The sequence below is a fragment of the Gemmatimonadota bacterium genome (assembly GCA_041390105.1).
Taxonomy (GTDB): domain Bacteria; phylum Gemmatimonadota; class Gemmatimonadetes; order Longimicrobiales; family Gaopeijiaceae; genus JAGQIF01.
Map to the genome: position 1 here is coordinate 596642 of JAWKQO010000002.1, position 13578 is coordinate 610219.

At 68.7% G+C, this 13578-nt stretch carries 7 protein-coding genes and 1 pseudogene; 4 read left to right on the forward strand and 4 right to left on the reverse strand.

The genetic code is table 11. The features are described from left to right. The first annotated feature begins 161 nt into the window (after window positions 1-161). A complete protein-coding gene (locus R3E10_11870; protein ID MEZ4416434.1) occupies window positions 162-2837 on the forward strand; it encodes a M14 family metallopeptidase in 2676 nt (891 codons plus the stop codon). Between the two features lie 57 nt (window positions 2838-2894). Here R3E10_11870 and R3E10_11875 read toward each other — a convergent pair. Further along, window positions 2895-4211, reverse strand: a pseudogene (locus R3E10_11875) (FAD-dependent oxidoreductase). A gap of 250 nt (window positions 4212-4461) precedes the next feature. On the opposite strand from R3E10_11875, the gene R3E10_11880 reads away from it, so the two are divergent. Then, window positions 4462-5892, forward strand: coding sequence for a pyridoxal-dependent decarboxylase (locus R3E10_11880; GenBank protein MEZ4416435.1), 1431 nt, complete (start codon window positions 4462-4464; stop codon window positions 5890-5892). Here the strand turns inward: R3E10_11880 and R3E10_11885 are convergent. From R3E10_11885 to R3E10_11895, 3 genes are all read right to left on the reverse strand, one after another. Further along, window positions 5797-7230 carry an MATE family efflux transporter gene (locus R3E10_11885; GenBank protein ID MEZ4416436.1) on the reverse strand — a complete coding sequence of 478 codons (1434 nt, stop codon included), beginning with the start codon at window positions 7228-7230 and terminating at the stop codon, window positions 5797-5799. The genes R3E10_11880 and R3E10_11885 overlap by 96 nt on opposite strands. Before the next feature lie 139 nt (window positions 7231-7369). Beyond that, window positions 7370-10006: an ABC transporter permease gene (locus R3E10_11890; GenBank protein MEZ4416437.1), complete on the reverse strand. Its 2637-nt coding sequence runs from the start codon at window positions 10004-10006 to the stop codon at window positions 7370-7372. After that, a complete protein-coding gene (locus R3E10_11895; GenBank protein MEZ4416438.1) occupies window positions 10003-10332 on the reverse strand; it encodes a PadR family transcriptional regulator in 330 nt (109 codons plus the stop codon). Before R3E10_11895 ends, R3E10_11890 begins: the two co-directional genes overlap by 4 nt. Window positions 10333-10509: 177 nt before the next feature. Here R3E10_11895 and R3E10_11900 point away from each other — a divergent pair, with 177 nt between their 5' ends. Both R3E10_11900 and R3E10_11905 read left to right on the forward strand, forming a co-directional pair. Further along, complete coding sequence (locus R3E10_11900) at window positions 10510-10887, forward strand: PadR family transcriptional regulator (GenBank protein ID MEZ4416439.1); 378 nt, start codon at window positions 10510-10512, stop codon at window positions 10885-10887. After that, complete coding sequence (locus R3E10_11905) at window positions 10884-13577, forward strand: ADOP family duplicated permease (protein MEZ4416440.1); 2694 nt, start codon at window positions 10884-10886, stop codon at window positions 13575-13577. The genes R3E10_11900 and R3E10_11905 overlap by 4 nt, the downstream gene beginning before the upstream one ends. Window position 13578 lies beyond the last annotated feature (1 nt).

Consider the following 13578-nt stretch of genomic DNA (forward strand, 5'->3'; position numbering starts at 1 on the left):
CCCCGGCTCAGCCGGGGCCTCTTCGTTTCAGCCCCCCTACGCGGTAGGCCGAAGCCGGCAGGACGGGCGCCCCTCCTTCCCCTCTCACCGAGTGGCGCCGACCCGCGCAGAACCGCCATGTTCGGGGCGAACCCGTCGATTCCTCCCGCTGGAACCCCATCGTGCGTGCCGTCCGCCTTCTCCTCCTGCTCTGCTCCATCCCGCTGGCCCTGGAAGGGCAGCTGCCGACGCCCGAGTCCGTCCTGGGCTTCCGGCCGGGCGCCGACTTCAAGCTGGCCACCTACGAGCAGTCGGTGGACTACTTCCAGCGGTTGGACGCTGCTTCCGACCGGATCACCATGCTACGGGTCGGGCGCACGTCCTTCGGGCGCGACTGGTGGATCGCCTTGGTCTCGAGCCCGGAGAACCTCGCCCAGGTCGATCGTTTCCGAGCGATCGCCGACCGCCTGGCCCACCCCGAGACGTTGACGGATGACAGTGCTCGGGCGTTGGCCTTGGAGGGGAAGGCCATCGTCGACATCAGCGGCGGGCTGCACGCCAGCGAGGTGGCTGGCGCGCAGCAGATGATCCAGTTGGCCTACGATCTGGTGTCGGGGGAGGATGCCCGAACGGTCGCCATCCGGGATCAGGTCATCGCGGTGCTCTGGCCCTCGCTCAATCCGGACGGCCAGACCCTGATCGCGGACTGGTACATGGGCAACGTGGGCACGCCCTACGAAGTGTCCGCCATGCCCTGGCTCTACCAGAAATACGTGGGCCATGACAACAACCGCGACTCCTACATGGTGAACATGGTGGAGTCCCGCGTGCTGGCGCGCGTGTGGCAGGACTGGGATCCCCAGATCATCCACGTGCACCACCAGAGTGCGCCCGTTCCCACGCGCATCTGGCTTCCGCCCTTCGCCGAACCCATCGCGACTCAAGCGCCTCCGCTGATGTCGCGAACCGTGAACACGCTGGGCATGACCATCGCCCAGATGTTGGAGGCGCGAGGCTTGCCCGGTGCCGTCCACATGGGAACGGGCTTCGATGCCTGGTATCCCGGCTACGTCGACTACATGCCGCTTCTACAGAACCAGGCGGCCTTCTGGACGGAGACGGCGCTCTACCGCTACGCCACGCCGCACTTCTACACGCTGCAGGAGTTTCCGCAGGGTCGGCGGGACCTGCGCGCGGAATCGCTCTACCCCAGTCCCTGGGAAGGGGGCTGGTGGCGACTGGGCGACGCCGTCGAGTACATGCGGGTCGCCTCCCTGGCCGTGCTGGACTATGCGGCCAAGTATCGCGAGGACGTGCTCTACAATCGCTATCAATCGGGCCGGGATCAGATCAGGAAGTACCGGTCCACTGCACCCTACGGCTACATCGTTCCTCAGCAGCAGCATGACCCCGTGGCGGCTGTGGAGCTCTTGCGCCGGCTCGCGTTCAACGGCTTGCGCGTGCATCAACTGAGCGCGGCGGCCGAACAAGAAGGCATCCGCTACCCAGCGGGCACCTGGGTCGTGGCCACCGATCAGGAGTTCGGCGAGCTGGCGAGGCAGGTCTTGTCGGTGCAAGCGTACCCCGACCTGCGTGAGTATCCCGATGGCCCGCCCGAGCAGCCCTATGACGCGGCCGGATGGACGCTGCCCTATCAGATGGGGGTACGGGTGATCACCGCCTCCCAACCCCTCTCCGACGACTTCCGGGCCAGCATGACTGCGGCGAGCAGCGAGCCGCTCGCCTGGGACGCGGACGTGGAGGACGCAGCCCCCTTCGATCGCGTGCCCGGCGTTGGGTTCGACACCAATCCCGTGGCGGCTGCCATCGTTCCGCCAGCCGGTCGCCTTTCGGGCTCAGGGCCGGCTCTGTTGCTCGATCCGGCTCAGAACAACAGCTATCGCGCGCTCAACGCGGCCTGGGAGGCGGGCGCGAGTGTGCACCTCAGTCGCTTCGGCTATGCCGTCACGGGCCTGGGCAGTGGTGTGGTCGATCGACTGGTGCGTGACTACGCACTGCAGGCCGCACGCGGCGCGGCGGCCGGCGCCGCGGTCGCTCGCCCACGGATCGGACTCTACCGGCCCTGGGTCGCCAGCATGGACGAAGGCTGGACGCGGTGGCTGTTCGAGCAATACGGCTTCGCGTTCACGAACGTCCGGCCCATCGAGCTCCGCGCGGGAGATCTCAATGCCCGGCACGACGTGATCATCCTGCCCTCCGAGCGTGTGGCCTCCCTGCTGGACGGGCATGCGCGCGGTTCGGTTCCGGCGCGCTACGCCGGGGGGATGGGTGAGGTCGGGGTTCGCAATCTGGATGCATTCGTGCGTGGCGGCGGCACGCTCGTCTGCTTGAGCTCGTCTGCCGACCTCTGCATCGACGAGCTCCACCTCCCGGTGGAGAACGTGGTCCGGGGCCTGGACCGTCAGACCTTCTTCTCCGCTGGATCGATCCTGGAGGTCCGGACCGACACGGCCCACGCGCTCATGGCCGGAATGCCGGAGCGTTCGGATGTCTTCTTCGATCGTAGCCCCGTCTTCACGACGCTCGACGGGTTCGACGGGGCCGTGCTGGCTGCGTACGCCCCGGCCGGCTCACCGCTCCGGTCGGGCTACCTCCTGGGCGCGGAGCGCCTGCAGGGCCAAGCCGCACTGGTCGACGTACGCCATGGAGACGGACACGTCGTTCTGGTCGGCTTTCGGCCGCAGTGGCGAGGGCAACCCGCGGGCACGTTCCGCGTGCTCTTCAATGCGGCGCTGTACCACGGTGAGGTCGCCTCCGCCGCTGCCGGTAGTGAGGGCTTCTGGACGGTGCCCGAGGGACCGACCGCCGAGGAGTCGCGGCCCGCTCGCAGGCGGTGAGGCCGCTTGGGTGCAGGTGGGGTGGGGCAGCTGCTCACGCAGCAGCCGTACCGTGGTGTGCGCGGAGTCGCACGCACCGTTGAGTGTCGAGTCGGAGAGGTAGTCCCCCACCACGTAGAGCCCAGGAAGCTGTGCTCCACCCGGGCGCTGGGCCCGGTCGAGCGAGTGCGGCGCGTGCCCGCCCGGCAACCCGCTCACCGCGCCCGCCCAGCGGTGGACGCGGCTCTCCAGCAGTTGTTCCCGAGCGTGACTGCGCAGCACATGGGGAAGGGCGTCCAGCACGTGGGTGACCAGCGCCTCGGAATCCTCGTTCCCCAACCGCAGCGCTGCTGATCCTGCGAGCAACACCGCCAGGGTTCCGTATCCGGCGGACTCGTAGCGCGTATTCTCGGCGTAGGCGCAGGCGCCGCCGAACGCATCCAGGATGAACCAGGCACCCTCCAATAGGGACTGCCAGAAGGGCGTCCGGAAGAGCAAGGATACGCGAAGGTAGTGCCCGGGATGGTCGTAGTGGGCCAGGTGTCGGGTCATGGCCCGATGCAGTTCCGGGCCCCGCCACTCCAGCGCGCTGAGCTGCAGGATGGGAAGGGCCAACACCAATACGTCGAAGTCGAACCGGGTCGGGGTTCCATTTCGCACGGCGTGCACTCGGTAGCCGCCCCCCTCCCGCGTCTCGATCTCCGATGCCCGCGTGCGCAGATGCACGCGCGTCCGGCGCAGTCGATCTGCCAAGCGCTCCGCCATGCGTGACATGCCACCTTCGATGGCGTAGCACCCGATGTAGCCCGGCACGTCCATCACGAAGTTCTTGAGTCCGTTCAGGGCCGACGTTCGGTGCGGCTCGGTGGCCAGGTCGGAGTGGGCTGAGACGGTCAGGTAGCGCCGCGCGGTCGCGTCCTCCACCTCGCCCAGGAGGTCTGCGCAGGAGCGTAAGCCCCACGGGTGCGAACGGTCGAACGCCAGGTCGTCGGGGTGCCAATGCTCGAGCGGCAGGAGGCTCTGGAGGCGGTCGCGGAAGCGTCGTACGGCGTCGGCCGTGCCCGGTCCGCAATGCTGTCGCAGATCGTCCAGCGAACGGATGGGCACGCCGTCCATCATCACCACGTATCCCTGCATGGGACGGGTCGCGAGCCCCAGATCATCGACGAGATCGTGCAGGCGATCCTGCCCCACTGCGCGGTAGTCGTAGCATTCCGCCGCGCCGGCCTCGTAGGGGACCGGAGCGGAGCGGAACTGGCGGGTGTCCAGCTTTCCCCCGAGGCGATCGGACGCTTCCAGCAAGGTGACCTCGACTCCGGAGAGCCGCTCCCGCTCGAGAAGTTCGGCCGTGAAGAGGCCGCTGGGTCCACCTCCGACGATTCCGATACGTGTCATCACCGTGCCCGTTCCCACAGGGATTCCCTGACGCTCTCAACGGACTCGGCGACGATCGTTGGTAAAGTTGGACATCCGCTCCGGTCGGCATCGCTCAGGCGGGGTGGAGGGGTGCCCGTCGCCGCGTGCGTGGGCGGGGGAGGGGCTGAGACGGACGCGCGGGCGGTTGCACTTGTATTCCAACCCCAGGCCGGGCCAATTGGGCCCCGCACCCCGTTGAGGGGTTACCCCTTCTGAGTCCCGGACCGCGATGACCGACACCCACACGTCTTTCGACCTGACGGATCAGGAGTTTCGCTCCCTCGGCCAGGCCGTGATCGATCTCATGCTGGGCGCCACGCAGGCCGAGCGCACCGAGCCGGTGTTCCGCTCGATCAGCGGGCCGGAGAGTCGGGCGCTCCTCGATGAGCCGCTTCCGGCAGCAGGAACGCGCATGGACGAGGTCCTCCGCCTCTGGTCGGAGCGGGTGCTGCCGTGGTGCCGCCGGAACGGTCATCCCCGCTTCTTCGCGTATGTCTGCACCAGCGCCGATCCCTACGGGATGCTGGCCGATGCCATGGCGTCCGCCCTCAACCAGCCCGTCACCGCCTGGCGGTCGACCCCCGCGGCCGCCGAGGTCGAGCGCCTCGCCGTGCGCTGGCTGGACGAGCTGGTCGGGTTCGCGGGAGGTGGGAGCGGGCTGCTGGTCAGTGGCGGGTCCATGGCCAACCTGCACGGATTGGCTTGTGCGGTGGCCCGCAGCGAGCTGGAGCACCCGGGCGTCGCCCGGGAACGGCTGACGGCGTATCTATCGCCGGAGGGTCACGTCTCCATGAAGAAGGCCCTGCGGCTCATGGGCATCCCCGCGGCCAACGTGCGGATGCTGGCGATGGACGCGCGCCGCCGGATGCGCCCCGAGGCGCTGAAGCAGGCCCTGGAGGAGGACCGGGCTCAGGGCCTGCTGCCGACGGTCGTGTGCGCGTCTTCGGGCACGGCCAACACCGGCGCCATCGATCCCCTGCTGGAGATCGCGTCGGTCTGCGCGCCGCAGGGCGTCTGGCTGCACATCGATGGAGCGTACGGTGCTCCGGCAGCCATGACCGATGGCTACGCCTGGTTGCGGGAGGCGTTCGCGCGCGCCGACTCCCTGTCCCTGGATCCGCACAAGTGGCTGTTCGCCCCAGTCGACGCCGGCTGCATCCTGGTTCGGGACCCGCAGGCGCTGACCCGTGCGTTCGCGGAATTCAGCGAATACACCGAGGTCTCGCAGACCGAGGAGATCGAGCGCTTCGCGTTCTTCGACCAGGGCGTGGAGATGTCGCGCCGCTTCCGCGGCCTCAAGGTGTGGACCATCCTGAAAGCACGCGGGTGGCATCGGCTGCGCGACGCGGTGGCGCACGACATCGCCCTCAGGGAGTATCTGGACGAGCGGATCGATGCTGAACCGGAGCTGCAGCCCCTGGGCTCGGAACTCAGCATCTCCTGCTTCCGCTTCCTGCCGCCGTCCGAGAAGTCCTCCGACGACGTCAACCGGCACATCGCGGAGACGCTGGTTCGGGAGGGGCGCTGCTATCTCTCTCCCACCCGGCTGGACGGCGTGTTCGCACTACGGGCGTGCATCGTCAACTTCCGCACCACGCGAGCCGACATCGACCTGTTGCTGGACGAGATCCTGCGCATCGGTCGCGCTGCGCTCGGGTGACGCCCCCGCAAAACGGCGTCGCAGGTAGTACTCCAACATCATCCAGCTGAGGCCGGCCTGGATCGTCACCGTGGCCACCGACAGCATCCAGAGGTGTCGGAGCTGGAAACCGGCGAGGCGGGACATCCACATGGCGGGCAGGGCGAAGGTGAGCAGCCGAGTCGCGCTCGCCATCAAGGACGGCACCGTGTTGCCCAGCGCCTGGAACATCCCGGAGCAGGTGAAGATGATCCCCGTGGCCACGAAGTTCCACGAGATGATGCGCAGATACTCCGCACCCACGGCGATCACCTGCGGATCGGTGGTGAAGCCTCGCACCAGCACGCCGGGCCGGATCTGGCAGCCGAGTGTCAAGAGAAACATCATGGCACTGCCCACGAGTACCGCGGACGTGAACGTCGCGCGCACCCGTTCGGGATGTCCGGCGCCCACGTTCTGACCCGCCACGGGAGCCGTGGCGAAGGCAACGGCCATCGCGGGCAGAAAGATCGCCTGCATCACCCGTGATCCGACACCAAAACCTGCCTGCGCCTCCGCGCCGAATCCGCGGATGACCCAATAGATGACGCCCATGTAGACGAACATCAGCGCGAACTCGCCGCCCGGGGGCACGCCCACCCGCAAGATCCGCTTCCATACCTCCAACCGGGGGCGGACCAGGTCGGGATCGAACGCCACGAATCGCTCCAGTCGAGCGAAATAGAGCCACATCAACACCACGCCCACTGCGATCGAGATGGTGGTGGAGAGACCGGCTCCCACCACACCCAGGGGACGACCGGTGCCCCAACCGGCGATCATGATGGGAGACAACACCGCATTCAGGAGCACGGTGCTGATCTGCACGACCATGGTGGGCTTGACGATGCCCGTGCCCCGCAGAGCGGAACCCATGGAGATGAGCGCGAACTGCAAGCCGAGACCGGGCAGGAACCACTGCATGTAACGCGTCCCGGCCAGAACGGTGGCCGCGTCCGCGCCCAGCGTGCCCATGTAACGGCCGATCAGGAGGTAGCCGGCCAACAGGGTCGAGACCGAGCAGACCGCTGCCAGGGTCAGGCTCTGGTTGAACACCAGGTTGGCGTCGTCCCGGTCCTTCCGTCCGCTGGCCTGCGCGATCAGCGCCATGGTGCCGACCCCCAGGATCTGGGTGATCGACATGATCAAGAACTGGACGGTGCCGGCCGCACCCAGCCCGGCGATGGCGGCTTCCCCCAGCCGGCCCACGAAGTAGAGGTCGACGAGATAGTACAGCGTCTGAAACACCATCCCGATCGCGATGGGGACGGCCATCGCGACGAGATGGCGTAGAACGGAGCCCTGCGTGAGATCCTGCACTGGACGCGTTCACCGGGACAGGCTGGGGCGCCGGGCGCGCTCGCTGCCACCGGACGTCCGCGACGGGAGTGCCTGCCCTTCTGAGCGCGCGGAAACCTAACGGCGGCCTGGGTCGGGGCAACGTCGCCCCGACGCCGCGTCAGTCGTCGCGCAGCACGGTCGCGGGGTCGACCTGGGTGGCGCGTCGCGCCGGCACGTAGACGGCCAACAGCGCCGTGAGGGCCAGAAGCACGGGGACGACCACGAACGTCACGGGATCCAGGGGCGCCACGCCGTAGAGGATGCCCTTCAGCGCCCGCGCCGCGGGGACGGCCAGCACCAACCCCAGCAGCCCACCGGGAAGCGCCAGCCGCAGGCCGTCCCCCAGCACCGAGCGTCGAATTCCCTGCACCGGGGCCCCCATCGCCATGCGCACCCCGATCTCCTTGATTCGCTCCCGCACGGAGAACGCTGCGACCCCGTACACACCGACCGCGCCGAGAGCCAGCGTGGACGTCGCGAAGATCAGCAGGAGGAATGCAAGCAGTCGGGTGCTGGCCAGGGAGGTGGCCAGGAGGTCCGAGTAGTGCGCGAGGTCGCTCAGTGCGATGCGGGGATCCGCATCCCGCGTGCGTGCCGTGACGGCGTCCAACGCAGCGTCGAGGTCGCCGGACGCGTGCAGGACCACCACCGCGTGGCCAAGGGCCCCCATGCCCATCTGGGCGAGCGGCACCCACACGGTGGGTTCGGCGACGGCAGCCAGGTCACCCTGGAACGTGGGGCCCACCACGCCGACGATCTCGATCGGTGGAGCGCCGCGCCACGGATAGCGGACCACGCGTCCGATCGGATCGAGGCCGGGGAGGAAGCGGTCCACGAAAGTCTGGTCGACGACGGCTACCATCGGCGCACCGAAGCGATCCGACGCGCTGAACCCCCGTCCCCGCAGGAGTGGGATGCCCGTCACGTCGAAATAGGAGGGCGATACCCGGTGGTGCGGCATGACGGGGAGGTCGTTGGGGTCGGTCGTGACGCCGTCGATCGACATCGCGATGTACTCGTCTTCCATGCCGAACGGAATCGTGCTGGCCAGGGTCACGCCACGACTGGATGGGTCGGCCTCCAGGTGCGCCTCCAGTTCCTCGAACCATGCAGCCCGCGCCTCCCGTTCGTCCGTGAGCCCGGGTGGCACGTGCACGAGCGCGATGACCCGGTCTTCCACCTGGAACCCGGGATCGACGTTGCCCAGCGCCAGGAGGGTACGCGCCAGAAGACCCGCGGAAGTCACCAGCACGACGGCAGCGGCCAGTTGGGCCATCACCAGGCCGCGCGTGGTTCGGCGCCGAGATCTCGACGCGGTACCTGAGCGCCCGGACTCCTTGAGTTCGAGCGCCAGTGCCCGGCGGGCCGTGCGCAGCGCCGGCAACAGACCCGCGCTCAACCCAGCGCCGAGCGCCAGGAGCGCCGTGATCATGATGATCCGTAGGTCCAGCGTGGCGGAGCTAGCGCCAGGAAGGTCGGACGGCAGGTGGGGCCGCAGGAGCTCGAGGCCCAGCGCCGCGATGGAGAGTCCGACGATCAGGCCCATTCCCGCCAACACCAGGGATTCCAGGAGTTGTTCGCGCGCGAGGCGGCCGGCTCCGGCGCCGAGCGCCGCGCGCACCGCGTAGTCGCGTCCCCGGGCCAGAGCTCGCGAGAGGAAGAGATTGGCGACGTTGGCGCACACGACCAACAGGACGACGCCTACTGCGATGAGGAGGATGAGCAAGGGGGCGCGTACCGCCTGTGCTCGCGCCTCCACCAGCGGTGTCACGCGTGCCTCGTCCCAGAACCCCGGATTTGGTGTCCAGAGCGGGTTGGCCGTGCGCACCTCGTCCTGAACACGGAGCAGCTCCTGCCGCACTGCCTCCGCCGTCGCGCCTGGCGCCAAGCGGCCCACCGCGGTGTAGTTGCCCGTTCCCCAGAGCAGTCCAGGGTTGGACGCATCCAACACCGCCGGACGCCAGACGTCGTTGCGTGACGATGGCATGTCGAAGCCGCGAGGCAACACACCGACGATGCGATACGCCTGGCCGTCGAGTGTGAGCGCGCGATCGAGTGCGCCGGGATCAGCGCCGAAGTGCGTGCGCCAGAACTCGTCGCCCATCAACACCACGCGCTCGGCGCCCGGGCGCGACTCTGCGGCAGTGAACGTCCGCCCTATTTGGGGAGTGACGCGCAGCGCCTCCAGATACTCGGGAGAGACCGCTGCCGCGGTGATGCGGCGTGCGGGGACACCCTCCGCCTCCCAGGTCATGCCGGTGGCGTTTTGCGCAGCGCCCACGTCCGCGAGCGTGGTCATCTCGCGCTGCAGGATCTCGACCGACCCGAGGTTCGTGCCCCAACCGGCCAGCACGGCCACCAGCCGATCCGCATCCGGGTACGGAAGCGGCCGCAGCAGCGCCCGGTCGGCGATTCCCACGATCACCGCGCTGGCGCCGATGCCCAGCCCCAAGGTCGCGATGGCCACCAGAGCGAATCCGGGGGCACGCCACAAGCTCCGAATCGTTCGCCGCACCAACCGCACCAGGTCTCCCACCTCCACCTCCGTCTTCTTGCGGGCATCGCGCAGGCGCTCGGCCGGTGCGCGTGTGACGAACGCCATCACTTCTGCTCGGTACCAGCGGGCCGCGGCGCGAGCACCTTCGCTCTGGGCGCGGCGGGTGTAGAGGCGATCGAGCTCATCGAGGAGGACGTCCCGGTCGTCCTGCGGGAGCACCCGCGCGAGGAACGCGCGCCAGCGCCGGGGAGGCCTCAACGGCCCTCCTCGGGGGCGAGCTGCAGGCCGCTCCAGAGCGCCTGATAGGCCTCCTGCGCCTGCCGCAGGCGCTCCATGCCCTCGGGCGTCACCTGGAAGAAGCGGCGGTCGCGCCCGCCTTCTTCGCCGGGCCCGCGCATCTCCGAACGCACCAACCCCTTCTCCTCGAGACGTCGCAGCACCACGTATACGGCGGCCACTGTGGTGTGCCGGCCGGTACGGCGTTCCAGCTCCTCGACGATGGGGGCGGTGTAGGTGTCCTGTTCGAGATGGAGCAGCGCCAGCATGGCTTGGTGCTCCAGCTCGCCGAGTCCTTCGCGGCCCATGGGGGTGCCTCTCTCGTTCGGTGCGTGACGCGGTTCTGACAAAGTCAATATCACGATACTGACAAAGTCAGAATCAGGGAAGGGAGACAGGCGGCTTCCAACCTTCGGCGCATCGGGTCGATCCAACGTTGCACTGATGACTTGGTGTGCATACTATGTCATACATAGTACCTGCAGATGGAGGCACCTGCCTTGGACCTGGATCGGGAGTGGGTGAGGGGGGCCGCGCCGCTGGCGGTGCTGACCCTCCTGGCGGAGGGCGATCTGTATGGATACGCCTTGGTGGAGGCCTTGGAAGCCCGCTCCGGAGGGCTGTTGGAGTTGGGGCAGTCGACGGTCTACCCGCTGCTCTACAGCCTCGAGAGCCGGGGGCTGGTGAGCCCGGTTCGTCGCTCCGCGCCATCGGGGAAGGTGCGGAAGTACTACCGGATCACGCAGGCCGGGCGTGAGTGGCTGGCCAGCCAACGCAGCCAATGGCGGACCCTGGTGACGGCGATGCATCGACTGGGCGTCGATCCCGATGCGCCGCGCCCGGCCGGAGAGGCGCTCGCGTGAGGGCGGGGGATGGGTTGCCGCCGGAGGTCGATCGCCTGATCGAGCAGGTGCTCTCCCATGCCGATCTGGAGGGGGCCGGCCGGCGCGAGGTCGAGAGCGACCTGCGGGAGCACTTCGAAGACGGACTGGCTTCGGGTCGCAGTGTGGCCGAGCTGATCCGCGTCTTCGGAGACGCAGAAGAGGCGGGACGTCGCATTGCCGCCGCGCGCAGGCGCCGCACGCCCGAGGGCCGAGCGGGGAGGCGGTCTGGGCTGGACTGGACCGGCGAGCTGGGGCGAGCCGCCCGCGGTCTGAGGAGGGCGCGGGGGTTCAGCGCGCTCGTACTGGGCACGCTGGCCCTGGGTATCGGCGCGACCACCGCCGTCTTCACGGCGCTCGATGCCGTGTTGCTGCGGCCCCTTCCCTATCCGGACGCCGGGCGCCTGGCGCGCATCTACGAGGTCGGCGAGTGGTCCAATGCGCCACAGTACCTGCGGGCTCCGGTGGCCGAACGCTACGCCAGCTGGGACGACGTCTTCGAATCGGTGGGCGTCGTCTACACCTACCGGGAGACCGGTGGGGACCTCACGGACGGCGACGTCGCCGAGCGCGTGGTGCTCTCGTACGCGGACGCTGGCTTCTTCCGCGTGCTGGGCGTCCAGCCCGCCCTGGGCCGGGTGTTTGTCCCGGAAGAAAGTGTCCGCTCCGCGGACGACGTTGGGCCCGGACCGGCAGCGCCGGTGGCCGTGCTCTCGTGGGACCTGTGGGCACGACGCTTCGGCTCCGATGCGAATGCTGTTGGGAGTACGCTCCAGGTCGATGGAATGACGATCGAGGTCATCGGGGTCATGCCCAAGGGGTTCACGAATCCCTTCGGAAGCTCGCCGGATCTGTGGGTGCCACAGAACCTGACACCGGGCGGTGGCAACAGCTGGGGCAACTACTTCCTGTCGTCCGTGGCCCGTCTCGCACCTGGTGTTTCCGTGGAGGACGCCCACCAGCGCGTACTGGCGCGCTTCGACGCCTGGGCACTGGAAGAGCCCGAGCTCGGCAACGTTCGTCCCCTCGTCGTCCCGCTGCGGGAGGATCTGGTCGGCGGCACGCGCCGCACCATGCTCTGGATCCTCGCCGCCGCCGTCACCCTCTTGTTGATCAGCACCTGCGTCAATGCCGGGAACCTCGTCTTCGCCCGTTCGCTAGGTCGCGTTCGTGACCTCGCCGTGCGAGGCGCGTTGGGTGCGGGCCGCCGTCGCCTGCTTTGGCATCTGATGTTGGAGAGCGCGCTCCTGGCCGGAGCGGGTGGACTGCTCGGCGTCGCCGTCGGATGGGCGGGACTCGAGGCGATCCTCGCGCTCGCGCCGGACGCGCTCCCGACACTCACGCAACCCACGCTCAGCGGCCGCGTGCTCGTCCTGTCGCTGTTTGTCTCCACGCTCGCGCTTCTGCTGTTCGGGCTGGCTCCGGCGTGGCATTTCTCAACAGTTGCGCCGGCGAAGGCGTTGCGAGCGGGAGGTCGAAGTGGGACGGAGAGCCGGCGCCATCGCTCGCTGCGCGATGGCCTGGTCGTGGTCCAGATGGCCGTGGCGCTGGCGTTGGTGGTCGGGGCCGGGTTGTTGGTCAAGAGCTTCGCTGCGCTGCGAGCGGTGGATCTGGGGATCGATGCGACGGGCGTCGAGACCTTCGAGGTCCACCTGCCTCGATCGCGCTATCCGGCCGGCGAGGACCGCATCCGCTTCCATCGTGCGTTCGAGGATCGCGTGCGCGCCTTGACCGGGGTGCGGAGCGTGGGCGCGACCTCCTGGCTCCCGGTGAGCGGCCGGTACCACGTCTGGGGCTATGCGACCGATCCCGCCGATCTCCAGAACGACGAGGTGTGGTCCTCTGCGGACATCCGTGTCGTCACGGGCGACTACTTCGAGGCCATGGGTGTCCGACTCCTGAGCGGGTCCGGTCTGGCGGAGATCGATCCGGGCGGCCCCCCTGTGATGTGGATCAACCGGGCACTGGCCGAACATACCTTCCCCGGAGAAGATCCCATCGGGCGGATGCTGTTCGCGGCGGACGAGATTCGCCGGGTCGTCGGCGTTGTGGGCGACGTCGCCCACGAGCCCCGCGGTGCAGTGGCTCCTCAGATCTTCGTGTTGCACGACCAGTTCGCCGACGAACGCAACTGGGCCCTCATCCAGACCGTTCGCGCTGATGGCGACCTTGCGGATCTGACGGAACGCATCACGGCGGAACTGAAGGCGGTCGACCCCGACCTGGTGCTCTTTCGCGCCGCACCCTTTGCCGAGCGGCTGGCCGGGGCCCGCGCCGAAGACCGATTCGCGCTGGGGCTCATGGGCGCCTTCGCCATCCTGGCGCTCACGCTCTCCGCGGTGGGTACCTTCGGCGTTCTGGCGGGCTCGGTGGCACGCCGGCGGAAGGAGATCGGGATCCGCATGGCCCTCGGTGCAGATAGAGCGCAGGTGCGCCGCGGTGTCCTGAGGTCGGCGTTTTCGCTGACGGGTGGCGGCGTGCTGCTCGGGGCACTGCTGGCCTGGATCGGCGGGCGCTGGCTGGCCGTGATGCTCTTCGGCGTGCAGGCCCACGATCCCGTGGTCTTCAGCGGCGCCAGCCTCTTGCTTCTGGGATTGGGGGCACTGGCCGCCTGGGTTCCGGCGGCGCGTGCCAGCGGAGTCGATCCCGCGCGGACCCTGGTGGAGGAGTGAC

Coding starts and splice junctions, on each gene's coding strand:
- R3E10_11880 (MEZ4416435.1), top strand. CDS start 4,462: ATGACCGACACCCACACGTCTTTCGACCTGACGGATCAGGAGTTTCGC.
- R3E10_11895 (MEZ4416438.1), bottom strand. CDS start 10,332: ATGGGCCGCGAAGGACTCGGCGAGCTGGAGCACCAAGCCATGCTGGCG.
- R3E10_11900 (MEZ4416439.1), top strand. CDS start 10,510: ATGGAGGCACCTGCCTTGGACCTGGATCGGGAGTGGGTGAGGGGGGCC.